Source organism: Butyrivibrio sp. MB2005, from assembly GCF_000424285.1.
GTDB lineage: Bacteria > Bacillota > Clostridia > Lachnospirales > Lachnospiraceae > Butyrivibrio.
In genome coordinates, this window is the sequence record NZ_AUJP01000017.1 from 44,156 (window position 1) to 66,994 (window position 22,839).

Annotated in this window: 20 protein-coding genes; 5 read left to right on the forward strand and 15 right to left on the reverse strand. The window is 41.6% G+C overall.

Annotation, left to right across the window (positions count from 1 at the left end; all coding sequences use genetic code 11):
* Positions 1-11 precede the first annotated feature (11 nt).
* Positions 12-1,328 (reverse strand): electron transport complex subunit RsxC, encoded by a 1,317-nt coding sequence (rsxC, locus tag G610_RS0110115; protein WP_026524691.1) that lies wholly within the window; start codon positions 1,326-1,328, stop codon positions 12-14.
* A 195-nt stretch (positions 1,329-1,523) separates the two neighbouring features.
* Here rsxC and G610_RS0110120 point away from each other — a divergent pair, with 195 nt between their 5' ends.
* A complete protein-coding gene (locus G610_RS0110120) occupies positions 1,524-2,747 on the forward strand; it encodes a ribonuclease H-like domain-containing protein (protein WP_035797353.1) in 1,224 nt (407 codons plus the stop codon).
* Between the two features lie 68 nt (positions 2,748-2,815).
* Here G610_RS0110120 and G610_RS0110125 read toward each other — a convergent pair whose 3' ends face one another.
* The 3 genes from G610_RS0110125 to G610_RS0110135 all read right to left on the reverse strand — a co-directional run bounded on the left by G610_RS0110125 (position 2,816) and on the right by G610_RS0110135 (position 5,941).
* Positions 2,816-4,093: an O-acetylhomoserine aminocarboxypropyltransferase/cysteine synthase family protein gene (locus G610_RS0110125; protein ID WP_026524693.1), complete on the reverse strand. Its 1,278-nt coding sequence runs from the start codon at positions 4,091-4,093 to the stop codon at positions 2,816-2,818.
* Positions 4,094-4,199: 106 nt separating this feature from the next.
* Positions 4,200-4,520, reverse strand: coding sequence for a putative quinol monooxygenase (locus tag G610_RS0110130; protein ID WP_026524694.1), 321 nt, complete (start codon positions 4,518-4,520; stop codon positions 4,200-4,202).
* Positions 4,517-5,941, reverse strand: coding sequence for an MATE family efflux transporter (locus G610_RS0110135; protein ID WP_242829639.1), 1,425 nt, complete (start codon positions 5,939-5,941; stop codon positions 4,517-4,519). Before G610_RS0110135 ends, G610_RS0110130 begins: the two co-directional genes overlap by 4 nt.
* A 215-nt stretch (positions 5,942-6,156) precedes the next feature.
* On the opposite strand from G610_RS0110135, the gene G610_RS0110140 reads away from it, so the two are divergent.
* The 3 genes from G610_RS0110140 (at position 6,157) to G610_RS0110150 (ending at position 9,441) form a co-directional block, all read left to right on the forward strand.
* Positions 6,157-7,098 carry a type I phosphomannose isomerase catalytic subunit gene (locus G610_RS0110140; protein WP_026524696.1) on the forward strand — a complete coding sequence of 314 codons (942 nt, stop codon included), beginning with the start codon at positions 6,157-6,159 and terminating at the stop codon, positions 7,096-7,098.
* A 27-nt stretch (positions 7,099-7,125) separates the two neighbouring features.
* Entirely contained in the window at positions 7,126-7,680 is a 555-nt protein-coding gene (locus G610_RS0110145) for a TetR/AcrR family transcriptional regulator (RefSeq protein ID WP_026524697.1), read from the forward strand.
* A gap of 117 nt (positions 7,681-7,797) precedes the next feature.
* A complete protein-coding gene (locus tag G610_RS0110150; protein WP_026524698.1) occupies positions 7,798-9,441 on the forward strand; it encodes a diguanylate cyclase domain-containing protein in 1,644 nt (547 codons plus the stop codon).
* Here G610_RS0110150 and G610_RS0110155 read toward each other — a convergent pair.
* From G610_RS0110155 to G610_RS0110195, 9 genes are all read right to left on the reverse strand, one after another.
* Positions 9,412-10,593 carry a substrate-binding domain-containing protein gene (locus tag G610_RS0110155; protein ID WP_242829640.1) on the reverse strand — a complete coding sequence of 394 codons (1,182 nt, stop codon included), beginning with the start codon at positions 10,591-10,593 and terminating at the stop codon, positions 9,412-9,414. The two genes, G610_RS0110150 and G610_RS0110155, sit on opposite strands and share 30 nt — an antisense overlap.
* 27 nt (positions 10,594-10,620) lie before the next feature.
* Positions 10,621-11,835: an ion transporter gene (locus tag G610_RS0110160; RefSeq protein WP_026524700.1), complete on the reverse strand. Its 1,215-nt coding sequence runs from the start codon at positions 11,833-11,835 to the stop codon at positions 10,621-10,623.
* A gap of 23 nt (positions 11,836-11,858) precedes the next feature.
* Positions 11,859-14,366 carry an ABC transporter substrate binding protein gene (locus G610_RS22175; RefSeq protein ID WP_026524701.1) on the reverse strand — a complete coding sequence of 836 codons (2,508 nt, stop codon included), beginning with the start codon at positions 14,364-14,366 and terminating at the stop codon, positions 11,859-11,861.
* 178 nt (positions 14,367-14,544) lie between these two features.
* The gene (locus G610_RS0110170) at positions 14,545-15,375 is read right to left on the reverse strand and encodes an energy-coupling factor transporter transmembrane component T family protein (RefSeq protein ID WP_026524702.1); all 831 of its coding nucleotides are present in this window, start codon (positions 15,373-15,375) and stop codon (positions 14,545-14,547) included.
* Positions 15,372-17,099, reverse strand: coding sequence for an ABC transporter ATP-binding protein (locus G610_RS0110175; RefSeq protein ID WP_442855667.1), 1,728 nt, complete (start codon positions 17,097-17,099; stop codon positions 15,372-15,374). The genes G610_RS0110170 and G610_RS0110175 overlap by 4 nt, the downstream gene beginning before the upstream one ends.
* Positions 17,095-17,652 (reverse strand): ECF-type riboflavin transporter substrate-binding protein, encoded by a 558-nt coding sequence (locus G610_RS0110180; RefSeq protein ID WP_026524704.1) that lies wholly within the window; start codon positions 17,650-17,652, stop codon positions 17,095-17,097. Before G610_RS0110180 ends, G610_RS0110175 begins: the two co-directional genes overlap by 5 nt.
* A gap of 277 nt (positions 17,653-17,929) precedes the next feature.
* Complete coding sequence (locus G610_RS0110185; protein ID WP_026524705.1) at positions 17,930-18,379, reverse strand: Hsp20/alpha crystallin family protein; 450 nt, start codon at positions 18,377-18,379, stop codon at positions 17,930-17,932.
* A 567-nt stretch (positions 18,380-18,946) separates the two neighbouring features.
* Positions 18,947-19,591: a YkgJ family cysteine cluster protein gene (locus G610_RS0110190; RefSeq protein WP_026524706.1), complete on the reverse strand. Its 645-nt coding sequence runs from the start codon at positions 19,589-19,591 to the stop codon at positions 18,947-18,949.
* 3 nt (positions 19,592-19,594) lie between these two features.
* The gene (locus tag G610_RS0110195; protein ID WP_026524707.1) at positions 19,595-20,185 is read right to left on the reverse strand and encodes a low molecular weight protein-tyrosine-phosphatase; all 591 of its coding nucleotides are present in this window, start codon (positions 20,183-20,185) and stop codon (positions 19,595-19,597) included.
* A 367-nt stretch (positions 20,186-20,552) separates the two neighbouring features.
* On the opposite strand from G610_RS0110195, the gene G610_RS0110200 reads away from it, so the two are divergent.
* Positions 20,553-21,269 (forward strand): hypothetical protein, encoded by a 717-nt coding sequence (locus G610_RS0110200; RefSeq protein WP_026524708.1) that lies wholly within the window; start codon positions 20,553-20,555, stop codon positions 21,267-21,269.
* Positions 21,270-21,326: 57 nt separating this feature from the next.
* Here G610_RS0110200 and G610_RS0110205 read toward each other — a convergent pair whose 3' ends face one another.
* Positions 21,327-22,601, reverse strand: coding sequence for a site-specific integrase (locus G610_RS0110205; RefSeq protein ID WP_026524709.1), 1,275 nt, complete (start codon positions 22,599-22,601; stop codon positions 21,327-21,329).
* Positions 22,588-22,806, reverse strand: a complete 219-nt coding sequence (locus tag G610_RS0110210; RefSeq protein ID WP_026524710.1) for a hypothetical protein — start codon at positions 22,804-22,806, stop codon at positions 22,588-22,590. Before G610_RS0110210 ends, G610_RS0110205 begins: the two co-directional genes overlap by 14 nt.
* Positions 22,807-22,839: the final 33 nt, after the last annotated feature.

Sequence of the window (22,839 nt, forward strand, 5' to 3'; positions counted from 1 at the left end):
CTCCCTTTCTTTTACTTCTTCCGTTTGCCAAGCTGAATCTTACGCATACCCTTGATGAGCTGCGTGAGCTGTCTCCTGGCAGGACATATAAAGCTGCAGCATCCGCATTCGCAGCACTCCATACCGTACTGAGCAAGGAATCTCTCCTCCTGACCATTCTCAACCGCATCTGCGAGATTCTTGGGAATGAGTCTCTCGGGACAAACTTCCACGCACTTTGCACAGTTGATGCAAGCACTGGGTTCCATTGCAGAAACCGCATCCTCTGTAAGACAGGTAAGAGCTGAAGCTGTCTTGGTAGTAGGAACATCAAGATCAAACAAAGCAAATCCCATCATGGGACCACCTGAAATGATCTTGGCAGGTGACTTTACAAAACCGCCGGCATCCTCAAGGAGTTCTCTGTAATTTGTACCGATGCGAACCTTGTAGTTCCTGGGATCCACAACCGCATCACCGGTAATGGTTACGATTCTCTCCATGAGAGGTCTGCCCTCAGTAACTGCCCTATATACAGCACAAAGAGTATCAACGTTATCAACGATACATCCTGCATCTGCGGGAAGCATTGATGAATTGATCTCTCTCTTGGTGCAGGCATAAATGAGCATACGCTCAGCACCCTCGGGATACTTGGTCTGAAGCGCTTTGACCATTATCTTGTCGTCGTCCTTGGTAAGCTCGCGGAATTTTGCGATACAGTCGGGCTTGTTGTCCTCAATGGCGAGAATTCCTCTGGCATTGGGGAAAAGCGAAACCGCAACTCTAAGGCCGCCCAGTACGAGCTCAGGCTCCTCGATCATTCGACGATAATCGCTGGTCAGATAGGGTTCGCACTCAGAACAGTTTGCGATAACATATTCAATTTTCTCCGGTTCCTTGGGTGAAAGCTTCACTGCTGTAGGGAACCCGGCGCCGCCCATTCCGACTACGCCTGCTTCTCGTATGAGATCGATTTTTTCCTGAGTGGTGAGTTCTTCAAGAGGTTTTACGGGCAGCATTGGAGCTTCCTCGTAGAGACCGTCATTTTCTACGATAATGCTGTCGCACATCGCCCCCGTAGCCAGTCTCCTTTTTTCAATCCCCTTGACAGTTCCTGATACCGATGCATAGATCGGCGCTGAGACAAATCCTCCCGCTTCGGCAATCTTCTGCCCTACCAGCACATGGTCCCCCTTTTGGACGATCGGCTTTGCAGGTGCCCCGATATGCTGAGATACCGGATAGACAAGATCACCTTTCGGCAGGACTTCCTTGATGGGCTTATCCTTGGAAAGCTCTTTGCCTTCGTAAGGATGCACTCCGCCAACAAAAGTTAATTTAGCCATTTCCTACCTCTTCCTTTCGTAAAGAAAATACATAAAAATATTATACACCAAAGTTGATCGATTAGTCAGATTATTCTAGAAAACTTATGGGCAATTTATGCATTTTATGTGGTATCATATTAATGTTTTAAGGATTTGAATGAATTGTCAGTTTTTTGCATGAATTTTTTAATGTATTTCTTTGGGGTGTAAGGTATGAAAATCATAGATGAGATCATTAACTTAGACGCAGATTATCCTTTAGAGAGAATATGTAATGATCAAAAAGACATTCTGTTTTTCGACATCGAGACCACCGGTCTTTCTCCGAAAACAAGTTCTCTGTATCTGATCGGATGTGCTTACCATGGTGGTGACGGCTGGCATCTTCGCCAATTTTTCGCCAATGAAAAAAATGAAGAATTCGAAGTTATAAAATGCTTCATGGGATTTGCGAAGGACTATAAGACCCTGATTCATTTTAACGGCAATCGCTTCGATCTGCCCTTTATCAAGTTCAAATGCGATAAGGTCAATATGACCGATGTCCTTGAAAATATGGAATCCATCGACATATACAAGCGTATAAGTCCCTATAAAAATGTCCTTGGAATTCCTGACTGTAAGCAGAAAACCATTGAGCTTTTCCTTGGAATCGACAGACAGGATGAGTACTCAGGCGGCGAGCTTATCGAGGTCTACAGAGAGTATCTGAATAACCCTACTGAGAAAGCTTATAATCTTTTGTTGCTGCATAATGCTGATGATGTTCGCGGGATGTTCGCTCTTTTGCCATCCCTTTACTACTATGATCTTTTTACAGCACTCTGTGAGCAGAACGTGATCTTATTTAATACCGATGCGGATGAATTTCCTCAGATCAGAAGCGGATTTCTTATGGATGAAAGCTCTGAAAACGAGGATCCGGATGCTGTGATTGATCTGCCTATCCGCGCCATGAAGGTGCAAGCAAATTATTATAATGACTACGAAGGTAAGACCCGCGAGGAGATAATCATGAAGGTGTCTCTTCCGGATTATCTGCCATCTTCTGTTGGCGGAAGTGCCGACGGCTGTTACTTCAAGGCTGAGGGAAGCAGCGCTTCAATACGCATGCCGCTTTTGGAAAAAGAGCTTAAGTATTTCTACGATAATTATAAGGATTACTACTATCTGCCAGGGGAAGATCAGGCGCTTCACAAGTCTGTTGCCCAGTTTGTCGAAAAGAGTCACAGGGAGCAGGCAAAGGCATCAAACTGCTATACGAGAAAACCGGGTCAGTATCTGGTTCAGTGGGATGCTGTTTTCTCTCCTGTTTTCAAGGAAAGCTATGAAGATAAAAAGCTCTACTTCGAGCTCACCGATGAGCTGAAGCAGAGCCGTAGTGCAATGAGTTTGTACGCGCTGCATGTTATGGCGCATATAATTGAATCGTGTTAAGGAAGTTACACCTCGTCAAGCTCGGTGTAACACGTTCGAACCAGGCTCAAAAATACTTCGCCAGGTTCTCACAGCAAGGCCTGTTCGATATCTGCGATCAGGTCTTTTTTATCTTCAAGACCACAGGAAATTCTGATAAGTCCTGCAGGGATTCCTGCTGCATTAAGCTGTTCGTCTGTCATCTGACGATGTGTTGAAGTAGCAGGGTTCAGGCAACAGGTTCTTGCATCAGCAACATGAGTTTCAATTGCGCAGATTTTCAGCTTGCCCATGAATGCTTCCGCAGCTTCTCTTCCGCCTGCGATTTCAAAGGATACAACACCGCATCCGCCATTTCCCAAATATTTCATAGCTCTGTCATAGTAAGGATCAGACTTAAGTCCGGGATAGTTGACCTTCACTACTTTCTCATGCTGTTCAAGGAACTCAGCAACAGCCTGACCGTTCTCTACGTGCTTGGGCATTCTCACATGAAGTGACTCAAGACCAAGGTTCAGATAAAAAGCGTTCTGAGGTGACTGGATGCTACCAAGATCTCTCATAAGCTGTGATGTAGCCTTGGTTATAAATGCACCTTCTTTTCCGAACTTTTCAGCATAAACGATACCATGATAAGATTCATCGGGAGTTGTAAGTCCGGGGAATTTATCTGCGTGTGCCATCCAGTCAAATTTTCCCGAGTCTACGATAGCACCGCCCACTGCTACGCCGTGTCCGTCCATATACTTGGTTGTGGAGTGTGTAACAATATCTGCTCCCCACTCGATAGGTCTGCAATTCACAGGTGTAGGGAATGTGTTATCAATGATAAGCGGAACACCGTGATCGTGAGCTGCTTTTGCAAATTTCTCTATATCAAGAACTGTAAGTGCGGGATTAGCAATGGTCTCACCAAATACTGCTCTGGTGTTGTCCTTAAATGCTGCTGCGAGCTCTTCCTCTGTTGCATCAGGAGATACGAATGTGGTCTCAATTCCCATCTTTGCCATTGTTACTGCAAGAAGGTTAAAGGTTCCGCCATAGATAGAGCTTGATGCTACGACATGACTTCCTGCCTCGCAGATGTTGAAAAGTGCAAAGAAGTTAGCTGCCTGTCCTGAAGATGTAAGCATAGCTGCGCTGCCGCCCTCCAGCTCAGCAATTTTTGCTGCAACATAGTCATTTGTAGGGTTCTGAAGTCTTGTGTAGAAATAGCCAGAAGCCTCCAGATCAAAAAGTTTTCCCATATCGCTGCTGGTAGCATATTTAAAAGTGGTAGACTGTACTATCGGAATCTGTCTGGGTTCACCATTTCCGGGCGTATATCCACCCTGCACGCATTTGGTATCCATAGAATAATTACTCATTATCTAAATCCCTCCCTTGTTTAGTTTCAAAAATAAGCACTGCATTAGCACTATTCTATTACAAAGCTTCCCATAATTAAAGGAATAATTGTATAGGGAACGATTATTATTTTCTCAAGAATTTCTCATCTGCTTCATATTCATCACTGACAAAACGTTCAACTGTCATATGAAGATCATATTTTTCACGAAGAACTGCCAGCTGTCCCATCATCGGGGATGCATGGTGAGCATCGATCGCAGCCTGATCCGTCCAGGAATCTATGAGCAGAACTGTCTCAGGATCATCTAAAGGCTGAAAGTACTGGTAACGAAGATTACCTTCCTCGTTTCTTATTGCAGCCGCTATTCCCGACGATTCCATCTCCCGGACAAACGCACGGGCATTTCCATCTTTTCCTTTGTAATAGAGATTAACTGTTATCATATGATTCTTCTATCCCTCCATTTTCCGCTCCTGAAACGCCATATATCAAGAGCTGCCTTTATACACCAATCAAGCACCATTGCAAGAGCTATTCCGATAACACCCATTCCCATCCACAGGGCAAGAATGAATGACAAGGCTGTCCTGCATACAACTGTGGCAAATATTGATGCCCACATTGTAAATTTTACATCGCCTGCAGCCCGAAGACCGGATGAAAGCGGTCCGGAAAAGGGCTGTACCAATGCAGAAAACAGATTATGTATAGCAACTATAATAAGAATCAAACGCTTAGTCTCGTCCGAGAGATTATATAAAGTAAGCAGGATCGGAGTCAGTGCCATTACTATCACATTCCAGATGGTCGCCAGTAAAAGCGACAACCTCGTGAGCTTTTTAATATTCCACTCAGCCGCCTCATAGTCACCTGCTCCTACGCACTGCCCGACCACAGTGATAAACACAGTTCCCATTGACATGCCCATACATGCAGCCAGTGACCAGAATGTCTGTCCTGTTGTATTTGCTGCTATCTGTGAGGTTCCAAATGTTGCGGTGAGCATACCAAGGACAACCTTGGCCGCCTGAAAAAGTGTATTTTCTATAGAATTTGGAATAGCCACACCCAATATGCGACCTGCCATAGCTGTGTTAAGTCGAAGTGATTCTTTAATTCTAATACTGATTCTCGGAGTGCTAAGCGCTTTAAGTTTTCTAAGAAGCTCATCAGATGCCCCTGTCTCAAGGCAAAGCGCCGTCATGATAACTGCTGCCACATACCATGAAATCGTAGTCGGCCATGCAACTCCGGCAGCACCGGCTTTCAGTACAAATATTCCAATTGCATTTCCTACAACGTTAACCAGATTTGCTATAAACGAAACCCACATGGTCACTCTTGTCTGACCCATTGCGCGAAAAACGGCAGTTCCGGCATTATATATAGCATTTGCAGGAAAAGACCAGGCCACGATCCACATGTATGTCTTACAGGCTGCCATAGTATCTGCTTCTGCCTTAGGATACATTGTCTGAAGAAGTGATGATCCGAAAATGAGCATGATCACCATACATACTAAAGAAAGTGCACCGCCGATAAAGAATATCTGTGATGCGGAAACATCAGCATTATCCTTTTCCTTACTTCCTATGTATTGTGATACAACTACCGATCCTCCGGCAGAAATGGCGGTAAACAGGTATATAAATATGGTGTATACCATTGTATCAAGTCCTACACCGGCAACCACAGCTTCTCCTGCATAGCTGACCATCATCGTATCCGCCAGTCCCACCACCATCTGCAATAGCTGCTCTATAAGTAGTGGCACGATCATGGCTTTTAACGCTGCATTATCAAAACGTTTACGATCATCAGGTAAATATTCTTTTGGTTCTATTATTTTCCCCAGCATAGTCATTTTTTATTTTTGCGGCTCCCTATACTTAATTATGATTTTATTATTGCAAAATACCGCACTTTTCTCAAGCCACATATCGTAGTACGCTGCTGAGAAAAGATAACTTGAAAGATTCCCTTCACTATTATAAAATCGCAGATGTACAGATTTCTGTTTTCTGAGGAAAAACAAAAACCTATAGTGAATTAAACGAATATAAATATAGAGGTGCATTTATGGCAATTTTGAAATTAAAGGCTCCTACAAAGGATTATCTTTGGGGCGGCAACAGACTTGTAAATGAATATGGTAAAGAGTCCGCAGGTGCGGTAACTGCTGAGAGCTGGGAGCTGTCATGTTTTCCCGGAAGTGAGTCGGTTATTGAAAGCGGCGAGTTTGCAGGCAAGACTCTGACACAGTATATAGAAGAAAACGGAAAAGAAGTTCTTGGAACCAATTGTGAAAAGTTCGAGGACTTCCCCATTCTTATAAAACTCATTGATGCAAAAAAGGACCTGTCACTTCAGGTACACCCTTCCGATGAATATGCAAGAGTACATGAAAATCAGTATGGGAAAACTGAAATGTGGTACATCCTCGATGCTGAGGAAGATGCATTTTTATATTATGGTTTCAACAGAGAAGTTTCCAAAGAAGAGTTCGCTAGAAGAATCGAAAACGAGACACTGACTGAAGTTTTAAATCCTGTTTATGTAAAAAAAGGTGATGTTGTTTTCATCGAATCAGGTACTCTTCACGCAATAGGCGCAGGAATTCTCCTTGCAGAGATTCAGCAGAATTCTAACGTAACCTACAGAGTATATGATTACGGAAGACGTGATAAGGATGGCAATCTTCGTGAGCTCCATGTTGAGAAGGCTCTTGATGTCACAGACACCAATCCAGCTCCTAAGATTCCGAGACCTGAGCCTCACATCGGTCAGTGCAAATATTTCACCGTTGATAAGGTGGCACTCTCCGGCTCTCTTACAGATACCTTAAGCGGTGAGGTTACAACGGACAGCTTCCTCCACATTCTGGTTCTCGAAGGAGAAGGCGTTATCACAAACGGGGATGATAAAGTAAATTATAAAAAGGGTGACAGCCTCCTTCTTCCTGCAGGCAGCGGTCGCTACGAGATAAAAGGTCAGCTTGAAGCAGTGATGACCTACGAATAATTCATACACAGCGTAAAGGAAAAAAGTATGTATCAGGGTTCCAACAAAACAGCTCTTAGCTCGCAGAAAAGTATAGCCCAGGGTTTTACAGAGTTAATGCATGAAAAAGAATATTCCAAGATCAGTATAAGCGAGATCTGTCAGCGCTCCGGCGTGTCCAGACAGACCTTCTATACTCTGTTTGAATCCAAGGAAAACATCGTAATTTTTATCCTTGCAAAAAGCCATGACTTTAAGCCGGACAAAGACTGCGAATGTCAGGGGCCTCCTACTCTCGCGCAGCTGGCTGAAGGATTTACGAAATACATTTTGTCTAAAAAGGAAATCCTCGAGCTGCTTGTAAAAAACAATATCATCTACATGATGATGTGGTCTTTGTACAAATCCTTTACTGAGTGCAATGATCCAAAAGATGAGTATGATAAAATCATTTCCAACATGACTGCGGATTTTATTGCAGCAGGTCTTACGACCATTGCAAAGCACTATGTAATGAACAGCGATAAGATATCGGAAGAACAACTTAAACAACTTATATATGATCTTTTTAACGGTTCTTATTTCCCGACTGAAAAGAAGTAATATAAACTCCTGTCACATATCAATTACTGAATGTACAGGAGTTTTTTCTATATATACACATATAAATTTATATATTTTTTATTTGAACTCTGACCGCTAAAGGTCAAAAATTATAGTATGAGAAACTATTGCTTAAAATTCTTCTTAATTACATATAGCATACTGATACTGCTCTTTTCATCGGTGCTGAAAGTCAGCGCAGATGGCGATAGCGAGCGTCAATATCGCATTCTTTTCATATCCTCATACGGTTTTTCCAATCCTGCAGTTCCATCGCAGCTTCAGGGTTTTGAGGCCGGACTTGGACAGGCTAATGTCGATATCAGTTATGAATTCATGGATGCGGATAAATACTATGGCGGACTTGATCTTATGAATTTTGATAAATATATCAGGTACAAGGTGTATTCAATTCGCTCTTTTGATCTGTTAGTTGTGGCAGACGACTCTGCCCTGCGATATGCCATCAACAATAGGAACGAGTTATTCCCGGATACGCCGATGGTTTTCATGGGAATAAACAACAGAACAGAGGCAATCACAGCTTCTGCAATGAAAAACGCCACCGGTATCGCCGAGAATCTTGATTTTGAAGGCAATTATGAGCTTATGAAGGAGCTTTTCCCTGACAGAACGCATCTGTATGTGATAGTGGACTCTACTATCGCAGGGTTGGCCGATTATGTTGAGTTTATGAAATTCAGGGATGCACATCCCGAAATGAAAAGCACTGTCATCAATGCATCATCCTATACCAGAAATGGACTCCGGGAACTTTTGGGAACTTTTGAATCAGATGACATAATACTCTTCCTGGATTTTTCACTGGATGGTGAGAAACATGCTTATTCTCTGCAGAACGCGGCAGAATTCATCTCCGAGTATGCTCCGGATATCCCCATAATCAGGCTTACTTCCACTGATATAGGATATGGAGTACTTGGCGGAATATCCTACTCTTATTATGATGCCGGTAAAATGGCCGGTGAGATTTCCGCAAAGATACTTTCAGGCGAAAGTGCCGACAGTATACCTCTTGTTACTTCTGCTGTCACTGCTACATATTTTGAACAGCACTCCATGGATAAGTTTGACTTAAAAAATTCACAACTCCCAAAAGGTGCAACGATAATAAATGAGCATCAGACCTTTGCGAAATTTTATCGTGAAAACAAGCTTATCAGCAACCTGATGATTGTAATATTGCTTCTTTTGATAGTCATAATTGTTCTTCTTAATATCGCTAATAACAAACGCAAAAAATTGATAAAGATGGACTTCATGACACAAATGCCCAACAGAAAAAAGATCATGGAGGATATCGTTCAGGCGGTTACTGCGTCAACACCTTATGGAATAATAATGCTCGATGTAGACCGCTTCAAGAGCATAAATGATACCTATGGTCATAAAGTAGGGGATGAAGTGATCGTAGCTGTTGCAGAAAAGCTAAAAAAGCTTTCAAAGAAAAAGCTGTCCTTCGCAAGACTTGGTGGAGATGAGTTCTCCGGAATTTTTATGGAACCTTCTGAAGACAAAGCCCGCAAGATATGCGAATCAATCATAAAGAGTGTAAAAGATCCAATAAAGACTTCCGCCGGTGACCTTAAGATCACAGTCAGCGTAGGCTGCGCAATGTATCCACTTGACACAAAGAATTCCAAAAACGTCATGGAATGTGCAGATAAAGCACTATATGAGACTAAGAAAAACGGCAGAAACGGATATACATTATTTGACAGCATAAATAAGTCCGGCTGAGTTTCGACTGTAGTACCCCGTATCAAACAATTCTTCCTCAATATTGTCCAGTGTGATAGTAATGGGCTGTAACAAGTATGATGATACTACTCTCACACCGTTGTCGTAATCAGTGGTATTGTAATCGCAGGAAAAATCCCAGTTCGACGTATCAATAAGATCCGCATCAGGTTTACTTCCTGATAAAATGGCTAATCCAAGATCGGCAGTAACAACAGATTCATTATCCATAGCCTTGAATACTGTCATGCTCTGGACTCCATCAAAAATATTATAAATATTGGCAATATCGCCATCCTGCCCGGTTAACACAACCGGGTTTTTCTCTGAGTAATCTGCTTCCAGTGCTCTTGCTGCGCCAAGGGCAGTTGAGTCATTGGCACAAAGCACCGCATCGAGAATAGTCCCACTTGGATAATAGGAATTAAGAATAATCTGAAGCCTTTGCTGGGCTAAATCTGTCGACCACTGAGCAGTGGAGGTCTCGTAAAAACCGGTCTGGTTAGACATTACGTTCAAAGTCCCTGAATCAATATAAGGCTTAAGTGTGTCCATGGCACCGCCATAGAAGAACCTGGCATTATTATCCACCGGATCGCCTGAAACAAATTCAATATTAAAGGTTTTTTCTGCAGAATCCAGTGCCAGAGCATCTATTACATAGTTGGCCTGAAGGACGCCTACCTGATAATTGTCAAAAGAGACATAATAATCCACAGCTTCTGTATCCATTAGGAGTCTGTCATATGCAATTATCTTTATGTTTGCCTCAGCTGCTTCATCAAGAATATCTGATAAGGCGGCACCATCCACAGCAGTGATTACCAAAAGATCCGCACCGCTGTTTATCATATCGCGAAGGTCGTTTACCTGTGTATCTATCAGATTATTGGCATAACGCAGTATGACTTCACAGTCATTTTTTTCAAACTGTTCTTTTAAGAATAATCCGTCACGATTCCAGCGTTCAAGCAGCATATCAGGCATGGAAATACCCACTACTGTCCTGCCGTCATCAGAATGTGTATCTTCAATTTTAACCTTCTGTGTATCGTTCCGGCCAACATCTGTATTAGTTTTTTTCGAGCTGCATCCTGCTATGATCAGGAAAAACAGTAATGAAATTGCAAATAACCTCTTAGTTTTCATCATAGCGTTATGTATCCTCAAATTGGTCACTTAAATCTCAACTTCATCCTCTTCAGGCAGATGTACTTTGGAGATAACTACAATTGTATCCCCTGCTCGTAGTTTAACCTGCCCTTTTGGAACAACTGATTTGCTGCCTCTTTTTATTGACAATAATATGGTCTGTCTCGGGAAATTCAGGTCCTTAATAAATTTATCACACCAGGGATGAGTATCTCCCAAAGTAACTTCCTTAAGGTGCATGGGCACATCATTTTTGATGGCCTGAGCACCAATAATTATCTTATCTCCCGCTTCGAGAACTATGCTTCCGTTTGGAATAATCACGTTGCCCTGACGTTGTATCATTGCAATAATTGCACTATGGGGAAGGTCGATATCTCTTATTTTTTTATCTACCCATTTATCATTCATTGAGAGCTGAACCTTGATAAAATGCATATCAATACTCTTTGAATAATCTCCCATGTGCTTTAATTTGGTGTACTGTTCAACGAATCCTGCGGAAATAATACCTGTAGGTATGGCTACAATTCCCACCCCAAGGAACGCCAGCAGAATTCCAAAAACCTTTCCAAGAAAGGTTATAGGATATATATCTCCATACCCCACTGTCAGCAGCGTGGATGCCGCCCACCAGATTCCGGAGAATGCATTTTCAAAAACCTCGGGCTGTGCTTCATGCTCTAATGAATACATGCAAAGACTAGCTGCCAGCATCATAATTGCAATTATGAAAACCGATGACAGAAGCTGCTGTGCTTTGCTTTTGATAACTTCAGTGATTACATTAAGTGAGTCATAGTATGCATTGATCTTGAAAAGTCTGAAGATCCTCGCCACTCTAAACATTCGAAATGCCGCTGCGCCTGCAGGGAAAAACACCGGCAAATAGAATGGTAAAAAGCTGAGAAGATCTATGATTCCAAAGAACGAAATGACATATCGTAAAACTGCCACTCCCTCTGATTTATCAGGGAAAAGGCATTTTGACGTAATAAGCCTTAGAACATAATCAATTGCAAAAAAGAATACGGTGACATTTTCTATCATGTCAAAGACTTTTCCACAACCGGCATTTAGTTCTGAAAAAGTCGCTAAAAACGCCACCGTAAGATTCAAAATCAGGGCGATAGTTCCAACAATGTCATAGATAACGCTTGGCCAATCGCCCAAATATCCAACAGAAACTATTTTAAAAAGCTTCTGCCTAAATTCATCAAAACTTATTTTCTTTTCAGACATATTCCCCAACCCCAACTAAACTTTTATTCATCCGAAGCATCAAATACAATGGCTTCTTCAGGACTTATCGGCTTACTGAAGTAGTAACCCTGAATGATATCGGCCTTGAATTCCCTGAGTTTTTCATACTGCCACTTTTCCTCGACACCTTCGATGATCATCAGCTTATCAAGATCGTGTACCAGCTGGATGACATCTCTGATAAATGAATCCTTGCCCCCAACAAGGTACGCATCAACAAGGGATTTATCGAGTTTTACCACGTCCACAGGAATGTATGTAAGATATCCAAGTGAAGAATAGCCGGTACCAAAATCATCCATAAGTATCTTAATTCCAAGTGCTTTGAGCTGTGCAAAAAGACTCTCCGCCTTCTCGGTTTTTTCAAGGAAAAGACTTTCCGTAACCTCTATCTCAACGAATTGTCCTGATATATTATACTCCTCTAGCAGCTCTTTTAAAAACTCAACATATCCGATATCGCTGAGCTGGTTACTTGAATAGTTAATGGAAACAGGATAAAGCATGTATCCTGCATCTCTCCATGCCGCCAGCTGCTTGATAACAAGCTCTGTAGTGATTCTTCCAATTCTGGCAATCCAGCCACTTGCCTCAGCTATAGGAATAAATACGCCGGGATACATTCCTTCAGCCTTCATTCTGACAAGAGCCTCAAAGCCGCAAAGCTTCTTGGTCTCTGTATTGATCTGAGGCTGATATACCATGTAGAATCCGTCATTATCCATAGCATCGAGGATTTTGGCCTTAACCTTGTTCTCCTCGCGAACCTTTTTCTTCATATCATCGGAGTACAGGAATGCCTTATTTCTGCCTCTCTGCTTAGCCTCGTACATAGCTATCTCAGCATTTATGATGTGCTGATCAGGGGTTGTCACGCCGTCGGATAATGATACGCCCATACTACAGGACATGATTATGGTCTCATCACCCATGCTGATGGGATTTCTGAATATTTTCATTATCTCCTGAATAGTGGAACTCTCCTCTGTCACACGCTCACCTGAGAGCATCATAAGGAATTCGTCACCGCCGTATCTTGCCAGCATCCAGTCTCTGGTTTTGGCAAGGTTTTCAAGCTCATAAGACAAGTGCTTTAAAACTTCATCCGCAACCTGATGGCCATAGGTTTCGTTGACATCTTTGAAGTTATCAATGTCCACCATTATTATCGAGAATACCTTATCGGGAATCGCATGTCTTCTCAGATATTCTACTGCGGTTCTTCTGTTAAGAATATCCAGGAAATCGTCATGCTCTGCCTGATAGATAAGTCTTTTCTGGGATTTTTCAAGTTCTTCCTTGGATGCAAGAAGCTCTCTGTTGGATTCTCTGCCAAGGAAAACCGTGGCATTTACTGACTGCAAAAGCATTATCATCGCAAGGAAAATAAGTCCTGCTGAAGGAAGAATTGCTCCATACACATCAATGAATGAAACGGGCTTATTGATGATTATGGTCTCTTCCGGAAGCATCTTCTCTGTGATGCCGTATCTGGCCATAACGTTGTAATCAAACTCCGTTATACTTGGAGTCTTCAGGGCCATGTGAATCCTGCTGATATCGGCGCCATCAAGAACCTTTACCATGGTCTCACCGGCATTTTTTGCCTGCTGATAGAATGACATACCAATCGATCCAAGAACACCGTCACCCACTGCATCTTCGTAGCAGCGAACTATAGGCGCATTGGAATACTCCTTGAAGAAATTGGTCATCTCATACTTAGTATGTGTGATTCCATCCGCATCAGAAAAGCAGGTCATGTAAATAATAATCGCATCATCCGGCACTTGCTTAATGACCTCAATGAGCTGTTCCTTAGTGTAGTTTGTGACATTTATCGTCTCAAATTCGTATCCGGTAAGCCTGGACATAATGATGGTAAATCTTGCACCATCAGTTTTTCCTGCGGCTGATTCATCAAAAAAGCCCACGTATTTTGTGCGATTAGGGAAAATCTTCCTGGTCAGCTTCAGAGTTTCTTCAAGATAATCATTTTCGTAAAAGCCTGTAATATTTCTGCGGGTACATGCTTTTTTTGCCAGAGTCAGATTATTTGCACCTATGAAAACAATGGGAATATCGCCGAATATCTTTTTTCCGTAATCACACATAAACTGCAGAGCTTCATCGTCCACAACTATTACGCCATCATACTCTTTACCATTTTTCATTCTTGATACAAAGAAGTTGTAGAAAGCGCTCTGATCCTCACTGGTTCTGTAATTTTTGGCATCCATAAATATGACGTCGTACTCAACGCCATTGGGATACAAAGAGTCGTGGAAACCTTCTATTTGGTTGGCATAAGTGTAGTATTGGGAATTATACGAGCAGAATAAAAGCACCCTGTGTCTTACGTCCTCCACATACCGGAAGGCAGGGTCCTCGGTCTTTTTCCCTTTATTGATGACCATGATCTGCAGAAAAATCACGGCCAAGATAAGGCAAACAACACTAAGGACGAGCCATACAGTCCTCAGTGTTCTGAAAACCGCAGTTTTTTTCATGCTTTTCTGCTCCGTTAAATGATTATAATACTCTTTAATCATAGCATTAAAAGGGCATTTGCATTATTAATTTAGTCTTTTATACATATAGAAACTAGAAAGAAATTCTTAAAAAAAAATAAATATCGGTCACGAACCTTTGATGCTTCTGCTGTGACCGATATTTATTAAATTTCTATTAAATCGTAAATGGATTATAGAATCTGCTTCCGTCGTAGTAAGTAAAAATAAGTGCAGCTGCAGAAAATGCCACTATGAATATCAAAACTGCAAAATCGGCGGCTGTTAGCTTTTTCCTGGAGTACCAGGTTCTCGTCTTTTTCTTGCCAAAACCTCTAAGCTCCATGGCATTACTTACCACATCTATTCTCTCCATGGATGAAAACAGGAGCGGAAAAATTATGGCCGCAGTGTTTTTTATTCTGGATAACAGTTTTCCCTTGGAACTCATCTCTATTCCGCGGGCTTCCTGAGCGTTCCTGATTCTGTGAAACTCATCCTGTATGTCCGGAATGTATCTTAGGGTAATCTCCAGCGCGTATGAAATCTTGTAAGGCACTCCCACACCGTTAAGGCTTGAGGCCAGTTCGCTGGGATCAGTGGTTGTAAGGAATATGAACACCGATGGAATAACCGTAAAGTATTTCATCAGCACATTTAGCTCATAAAAAAGCTGCTGCTTTGTGACGGTGTAATTTCCAAACAGATGAAAAAGGTCGCTCCTGCTGTCGTAAATCCTGCAGCCCTCGTAAGGTGCAAAGAAGAAAATGCAGGTAAGGTTAATTACCATAAAAAACATGACCGCTGTGAAAATGGCGCTTACCTGTTTCCATTTTATTTTGGCACTTAAGTAAATCGAGATGCCCAAAACCAGCATTATTGCAAGGATTCTGGTGTCAAAGGTAAGGGCACTTGTAAGGCACCATATCAGGAAAAATACAAGCTTGGTAAAGCCGCTGAGCTTATGTACAAAAGTGTCTTTTTTCTCATAGGATATCAGTCTGTTCATGACTGACCTCCTCTCCCGGCTCTCTCATGATCAATGAATCTGGCCGCAAATTCTGAAGGTGTATCTATGCCGCATTTAAGAGAAAGGTCATAGAGTGATGTCTTCTTAAGGTATGCCTTGTCACAAATGTTTTCATCAGTCAGAACCTCTGAAGGAAGTGCATTCATAAGGAGCCGTCCGTCTGTCAGAACCAGCGTCCTGTCAGTATACTCAAGCATCAGATGCATGTCGTGAGTGATCATCATGATAGTCTTACCCATGTCATCTCGAAGCTTTACAAGGAATTCCATGATCTCTGTATAGTGGCTGTAATCCTGGCCGGCTGTAGGTTCATCAAGAATTATCAGCTCCGGACTAAGAACAAGGATTGATGCTATTGAGACACGTTTTTTCTGTCCAAAGGAAAGGGCTGAAACAGGCCAGTTTCTAAAGGGATAAAGTCCGCAGATTTTCAATGCATCATTTACTTTTTCCTTGATGACATCTTCCGGAACTCCTCTGGCAGTAAGGCCTAGTGCCACTTCATCAAATATCATAGGCTTACTTATCATCTGATTTGGGCTTTGCATAACGTAGCCGATTTTCTCACCTATTTCTTTGATGGAAAAGCCGGACATATCTTCACCGTTAAAGAGGATATTTCCGCTCTGTGGCTTGTAGAAGCCGCAGATAAGGGAAGCTAGTGTTGATTTTCCTGCGCCGTTTCGACCTACAAGGGAGATCATCTCTCCTCTTTTTATCTCGAAATTAACGTCCTTCAGAATCTGTCTTCCATCCTCATAGCCAAAGCTTAAGTTATTTACGCTTAGGAGTGTTTCGGAAGAGCTCTGCTGCTGATGTTTTGGAACCGAGTGGTACCAGTTCTTCACCTGATCCTTATATTTTGTTACATCCATAGACTCTATGTGCTGCGGATGAGTATCTGCGCCAAGCTCACAACCAGCTGCTTTCAGCGCAGCTATATAGAGCGGTTCGCGGATTCCGTGCTGAGGTAGAAGCCCTGTGCACAGAAGTTCATCGGGATGCATATCAGCAATTATCTCGCCGTCTCCCATAAGGATCACTCTGTCCACATCGCGGTAAAGCACATCTTCTATGCGGTGTTCAATAATGACAACCGTCATATCCTCGCGCTTCATGATCTCATCAATAAGAGCTATGGTGCGCTTTCCGGTGGCAGGATCAAGATTGGCCAAAGGCTCGTCAAATAAAAGGATTTTTACATCACATGCCATAACACCGCCAAGGGATACTCTCTGCTTTTGTCCGCCTGAAAGTTCTCCCGGAGCGTGATTTAGAAAGCTTTGTAAGTCAAGCTTTTCAGCAACCTCATGAACTTTGTCAAATATCTTGTCCTGAGGGATGTTGTCGTTTTCAAGGGCAAAAGCTATGTCCTCGCCCACAGTAAGGGCTATAAACTGCCCATCAGTGTCCTGAAGCACTGTGCCCACTATCTGTGACATGCCAAAAACTCCGAGTTCACTGGGAGTCTTCCCGTCAACCCGGAGTGTTCCGCTCATCTCGCCTGTAAAAGAACAGGGTATCAGCGCATTCAGGCAATGTGCCAATGTGGACTTACCCGAGCCGGATTGTCCTGCAATGAGGATTTTCTCACCCGGGTAAATCTTTAAATTGATGTTTTTAAGTGTAGGTTTTTCCTGCACTCTGTACTTGAATGTTACATCTGAAAACTCGATGATTGGGGTCTTTTCCAAAAAATCAATCCTCCGCCTTGAGGCCTGATGACTTACCTGCAATCTTAGAATATGCTGCAAGAAGGATAGTTCCGAGGATTGCAATAATTACGATGTTACCGATGAATGCAAGGGCGCCCTGAGCGAATACCTTGTTAGCAGGTTCAGCATATACGAGGATATCAAGAACCGGTGCAAGACCAATCCACGCTACAGCGTTTGCAACTACCTGAACTACGTTAAAAAGAATAATGCTATTCTTAACACTGAAGCCGCCCTCTTCTATTGCGAACTTCTTGGAAAAGAGACCGATTGCTACACCAACAACAGCTTCAGGGAATACCCAGCTCCACCAAACTGATCCATAGAAAAATGCATCGCCGAGAGCATGTCCAAGAATACCTGCAACACCACCTACGATAGGTCCGAAAACAGCAGAAATGAATGCTAGGATTGCCATTCTGGGCTGAAGTGCTGTGTTAGGAACAATAAAAAATGGAACCTGTACTGTCGTAAGAACGACGAACAATGCAGTTCCAATACCTAATGCTACAACTTCTCTGATACCAAACTTTAATTTCATACCAAATTCCTCCATGTGTAAGTAAAATATTTTAGTTCCCCATTGAGGATATTATACACCTTAGCTTGGAAATATTGCACTTCAATCTACATGTATTTCAAACATAAATAATCCACTCAGCTGACGCTTTCGCTCATGCTAAAAAAAGCATCGCCCAACTATATTTGAATAGCTGGGCGACGTAAAACGACTCAATTTATTTTGTTAATAGTTGTTATGGAGTAAAAAGCTAATTATTTAATTAGCAAATGTGTGCTCGTGATAGAGGGCTGGTATGTTAGCCTTCGATCATTATAAGCTTCTTCTCAGGAACTTTAGGCTGTTCCTTCTTAGGAATCTCAAGACTCAGAACGCCATGTCTGAAGGCTGCCTTGATATCTTCCTCGGTAAGATTCTCGCCAACGTAGAAGCTTCTCTGCATCGATCCGCTGTAACGTTCCTGTCTGATGAGTTTACCCTTGTGGTCCTTCTCATCTTTATCAAGTCCCTTTGCTGCGCTGACTGTGAGGTATCCCTTATCAAGCTCAAGTGAGATCTCTTCCTTCTTAAATCCGGGAAGGTCTATATCTACTTCGTAGTGATCCTCGTTGTCATGTACATCCGTCTTCATAAGTCTGTCAGCATGTCTGCCGTACAGCTTCCTCTCGGTGTTATCAAAGTCATTAAACATCGGGAAATCAAACCAATTATCAAATAAGTTCTCTTCAAAAATACTAGGCATCAACATAATAATTACCTCCTTATGACTATATATTTTTGTATTTGAGCATCGGAACCGGAGTCATTACTTTGTTATTTGCTCCCTTTATTTCTGTTCCCTTGTTCTATAACTGTTATAACACTTGTTAGCACTCTTGTCAAGTGAGTGCTAATTATTTTTAATAAAAATCTATTTTTTTCATTTCTGTTGTTGTAAAAACGAATACTTGGAGACGGGTATATAAGATAGAAAAATACATAGAAATTATATATCTTTTTGTAAGCGACTGAGCGAGGCAGGTATATAAGATAGAAATACAATGCACTTTTATATACTTTTTTCTATGCTTTATAAGTACCAGGGGTGAGTGTTACAGGAAATGCTTATCGAAAAAGTATATAAGTCAAATTATCATTTTCAATTTATATACCGGGCGGAGAAGTTACGGGAGAAATAGGTATATAAATTTGGCTTAAAAGCTTTTCTTATATATGTTGTGTAAAAAGGCGCGCTATAAATATTTTTAGAAACACTTTTGTAAAAAGAGAGTTATAAAAAATGCAGGCATACGAAAAATGCCTGCATTTATGCGCGTTACTTCATACCGGATAGTCTCTCTTCAAATTGAGCATAGAAGCTCTCTTCCACATTGTAGGGCTTTATGAAAAACTCCTGCAGAATTCGCATGTTTATAGACTTAAGTTCCTCCTCCGGCATTTCCGGGGCTTTGTCAGAGATTTCTTTTAAAAAGTAGTGCCACTTATCTATGTAGGCTTCATAGCTTGATAGCTCTGGTGTATCCTGCCATTTCTTAATCTTTATCTTGGTCTGCCTCTCCTTATGGCATTCATGAATCTGAAGGAAATATTTGTGGGTGTTATCTTCAAATATTCTGCCTAAAGGGAAGAGTCTGCAGATACCTGGTCTGTGCGGATGAATACTGCATCTCCCCTCTCTGTTAAGGAAAGTGCACTTCTCGTCACCGTCCATCTTTAGGCATGGAAGAATGATTCCATCAGCTACTCTAAGCTCCAGATTTTCAGAAAGCAGTTCTTCAAAGCTTTTGCCAAGGCCTTTTTCAAGCCTGTAAACATCATAAGGATCAAGAGTTATGGAATCTCCCATACCACAACAGCATGCATGGCAACCACTGCAGTCATCCACACCGAGTTTTGCCATATCGCCTATATCGTAAAGCTTGCCGTCTGAAATTTTATCTAAATCAACATCTCTTATCATGTATTAACCTCTCGGAAAATCATCGTGGACCAATCCTCTGTCATCACCATAATCGTCAAAAGGATCATCCATATCTTCTGCGTCTCCCATCTGAGATGCATATTTCGGATCCATAAGAATAGCCCTAAAAAGGCCATGGCATCCCTCTGAGCAGTCGCGCCAGGTATCATCAAAATTCCCGGTATACCAGGGATCAGCTACATCTCCGCTTCTATCAGCAAACTCCAGCATCTTGTAAACCTTGTTTTCAGGATCTCCACTGAAGAGCCTATTAAGATCTCTGATGTTTGCGCTATCCATTCCTATTATAAAATCGAACTTCTCATAGTCAGTCCTTGATGTAAGTCTCGCCCTTTTTGTAGAAACACCAAGCTCGTTGTCCGGAGTTCCGATTCCATACTCTCTAAGCTTTGCCTTCGCCGGCGGATAGACAGGACTTCCCTGTCCGTTCCATATTTCGTCAGTGTGTGTCGCTGACGACTCTATATGGAAAAACTCATCCAAATGCTGCTTATGCACAATGTCTTTCATAATAAATTCTGCCATTGTTGAACGACAAATATTGCCGTGGCAGACGAATAAAATACGTATCATTCAATCTCTCTTTCCGAATATGCTCTCTTATGCGCTAAAAAGCGCTTATTTGCGCGGTCGATATTTAACCAATTCATTGTACATAAAATCATTCAAAATGGCAAAACTTGGCGGAACTTGGCATTTTATACCACTGAAAAGTAGTAAAATCGTAGTCAGTTTTGGAGATTCGTACTACTGGGGAATTTGAGTAGATTCTCTTTCTGATAAAAAAGTTACAGCAAAGCAAATCTTATAAAATCTCTCCTAAAAAAGGATTAATCAGTATTCAAGTTCGGTCTCATTACATGCAGGCCATTTGAATAAATCTCTTCTCAGATAAATCTGATATACTATATATAATAAAATGAAACGAGGGGGATTACCGATGAAAAAAACTATTTCCATTTTTCTATTATCCATCATGCTTATATGCACAGTATCAACAAAGGTATCTGCTGCAAACAAAGCGCTTCAGATCAATGCAAAATTTCCTAAGGGAGACAATGGTGCAGGATTCTACATTGACCTTGAGACCAAAAAAGGCATGGTTGCGCTCAACAATCGTTCATGCTTTTCTTATGATCTCTACCTCCCACAATCGCTAATATCCAAGAATAAGGATAATGTCTTTATAGATAACAGCATGATTTTTAGTAACCCCGATGATCAATATGGAGGAGTATTAGGAGCAAGATATTCAATCGGAATAACAAATGTAAATGGAAAAATCAAGACATACGGATGGGATGAAAATAATGATAAGCATCGTAAAATCAGTAACTACGTTAAAGTAAAAAAGTGGAATACCTGGTATAAAATATCTGTTCGCAATATGCCTGCAGAGCCTACTGTAACCGAAACCTACTCTGTAGGTGCTCCAGAAGACAACAAGTATTATGAAGATCTGGATCTTCAGACAATTCTTTTTACTGAAGGGCAGAAATATGTCGGATGCATCTATATGGATAATGTGACAATTGTCTCAGGTTCGACCTTAAAGTCAAAATTCAACAACCTTAAAGACTTTAAACATGTCAGCGGTTATGATTTAAAATACGGTAAAAATTATAAGGCAAAGATAGCTAACCTCCCAAGCAAATAAAAAATATTCCTTAGCTAAGCACATAGCCCTCTAGAGCATCTGCTCTAGAGGGCTATTCTATAATTGTATAGCTTTAAACTCCCTGATGCTTGGAGTTTCTACTTTTTTCTCCTTACCATCAAGCTCTTTTCTTACTTTCTCAAGCTTCAAAAGCTCATCTGTTGCATCCTCTAATCCCAAATGGGTGTACGTATTAAGTGTTACACTTATGTCGCTATGCCCCATCAGATATTGAAGCGTTTTTGGATTCATTCCTGCCTTAGCCATATTGCTGCAATATGTATGCCTACATACATGTGGTGTGATGTTGGGAATCTGGATCCTATAAATGTTATTGTATCTGTTCACCATATTATTAAAGCGGTGCTCCCAGTGCATGGCCACAAGTGGCATTCCATTCTCATCCAGAAAAAGAAATCCGGTATATCCGTCAACCATCTTTTCTATGGTGTAATCCTCTCTTTCTTCAAGTATCCGCCTGAAACACTCAGCCACATCATCAGTTATAGGAAGCTTCCTTGTTCCGGCATTTGTTTTTGTACTTGCAATTACATACTGCATGTCCGAGGTTCGCTGAAGCTGATGATCTATGTTTATCACCTTGTTTTCCAGATCAACGTCGCTTACTGTAAGTCCGCAGAACTCTGAAATTCTCATTCCTGTATGAAAAAGAATATAAACCGCATCGTAATACTTATAATAAACATTATCGTCATGTATGAACTTAAGGAACTTTTTCATCTGATCCTTTGTGATTGCTTCTCTTGTCACAGAATCATTAACCACAACTCCAGCAAGCTCAAATCCAAATGGATTCTTCTGAAGGCAATCATCGTCAACAGCCATCTGGAACGCGGGCCTAAGAACTCCTCTTATTGTCTTTATTGAACTATATCCTCTTCCGTCCTCTTGCTGCAGTTTTATCAAAAATAACTTTGCATCTGATGTTTTTACCTGTGATATCTTTTTTCCACCAAAAGGTTCTTTAGCAAGTATATTCTTTGCAAAATTATAATTCATTCGCGTATTATGTTTAACTCCGGTTTTTGTAGCCAGGTATCTTTCCACAAGTTCCAAAACCGTTATATTTTTTCCTGTAGGATCGATCTGTGAATCAATATCATATCCGATCAGTTTTTCCTTTTCTCTAAGTGAAAGGTCTGGCTTTTTCCCTTTTTGCTGTGGATCCGTGGGCTCTAGCCTCCAGCTATAAACGAAATGTGGCTTACCACCTATATGGTACTTAAATTGGTATTTTCCATTTGCTCTGATTGACTCTCCACACCTCAAAACTCTGTGCTTGCTGTCTCTTCTTTGACTACTTTTTCCCATATGCCCTCCTCTTTAGTTCCTGATGTGTTTCTAAGTATTTCTCAAATTCAGCCCTTATTATCAGGTTCCTGCCGTCATAGTACTTAACAGTAAAATCTGTCCTCTCTTCCATCAGCTTCCACATTTTTCTTCTGCTAAGTACATAAAATGTAATTGCCTCCTCTGGTGTAATAATGTTTTTATTTCCCGGTGATGGTCTTCTCATGCCGCATTCCTCCTTTGTTTATATATCCCTCTA

What these genes read in the sequence shown, in the direction of transcription:
- rsxC (WP_026524691.1), bottom strand. Translation starts at nt 1,328, where the DNA reads ATGGCTAAATTAACTTTTGTTGGCGGAGTGCATCCTTACGAAGGCAAA.
- G610_RS0110135 (WP_242829639.1), bottom strand. Translation starts at nt 5,941, where the DNA reads ATGACTATGCTGGGGAAAATAATAGAACCAAAAGAATATTTACCTGAT.
- G610_RS0110190 (WP_026524706.1), bottom strand. Translation starts at nt 19,591, where the DNA reads ATGATAAGAGATGTTGATTTAGATAAAATTTCAGACGGCAAGCTTTAC.
- G610_RS0110140 (WP_026524696.1), top strand. Translation starts at nt 6,157, where the DNA reads ATGGCAATTTTGAAATTAAAGGCTCCTACAAAGGATTATCTTTGGGGC.
- G610_RS0110185 (WP_026524705.1), bottom strand. Translation starts at nt 18,379, where the DNA reads ATGTTGATGCCTAGTATTTTTGAAGAGAACTTATTTGATAATTGGTTT.
- G610_RS0110160 (WP_026524700.1), bottom strand. Translation starts at nt 11,835, where the DNA reads ATGTCTGAAAAGAAAATAAGTTTTGATGAATTTAGGCAGAAGCTTTTT.
- G610_RS0110205 (WP_026524709.1), bottom strand. Translation starts at nt 22,601, where the DNA reads ATGGGAAAAAGTAGTCAAAGAAGAGACAGCAAGCACAGAGTTTTGAGG.
- G610_RS22175 (WP_026524701.1), bottom strand. Translation starts at nt 14,366, where the DNA reads ATGAAAAAAACTGCGGTTTTCAGAACACTGAGGACTGTATGGCTCGTC.
- G610_RS0110155 (WP_242829640.1), bottom strand. Translation starts at nt 10,593, where the DNA reads ATGATGAAAACTAAGAGGTTATTTGCAATTTCATTACTGTTTTTCCTG.
- G610_RS0110150 (WP_026524698.1), top strand. Translation starts at nt 7,798, where the DNA reads ATGAGAAACTATTGCTTAAAATTCTTCTTAATTACATATAGCATACTG.
- G610_RS0110180 (WP_026524704.1), bottom strand. Translation starts at nt 17,652, where the DNA reads ATGAAATTAAAGTTTGGTATCAGAGAAGTTGTAGCATTAGGTATTGGA.
- G610_RS0110210 (WP_026524710.1), bottom strand. Translation starts at nt 22,806, where the DNA reads ATGAGAAGACCATCACCGGGAAATAAAAACATTATTACACCAGAGGAG.
- G610_RS0110130 (WP_026524694.1), bottom strand. Translation starts at nt 4,520, where the DNA reads ATGATAACAGTTAATCTCTATTACAAAGGAAAAGATGGAAATGCCCGT.
- G610_RS0110200 (WP_026524708.1), top strand. Translation starts at nt 20,553, where the DNA reads ATGAAAAAAACTATTTCCATTTTTCTATTATCCATCATGCTTATATGC.
- G610_RS0110145 (WP_026524697.1), top strand. Translation starts at nt 7,126, where the DNA reads ATGTATCAGGGTTCCAACAAAACAGCTCTTAGCTCGCAGAAAAGTATA.
- G610_RS0110120 (WP_035797353.1), top strand. Translation starts at nt 1,524, where the DNA reads ATGAAAATCATAGATGAGATCATTAACTTAGACGCAGATTATCCTTTA.
- G610_RS0110170 (WP_026524702.1), bottom strand. Translation starts at nt 15,375, where the DNA reads ATGAACAGACTGATATCCTATGAGAAAAAAGACACTTTTGTACATAAG.
- G610_RS0110195 (WP_026524707.1), bottom strand. Translation starts at nt 20,185, where the DNA reads ATGATACGTATTTTATTCGTCTGCCACGGCAATATTTGTCGTTCAACA.
- G610_RS0110125 (WP_026524693.1), bottom strand. Translation starts at nt 4,093, where the DNA reads ATGAGTAATTATTCTATGGATACCAAATGCGTGCAGGGTGGATATACG.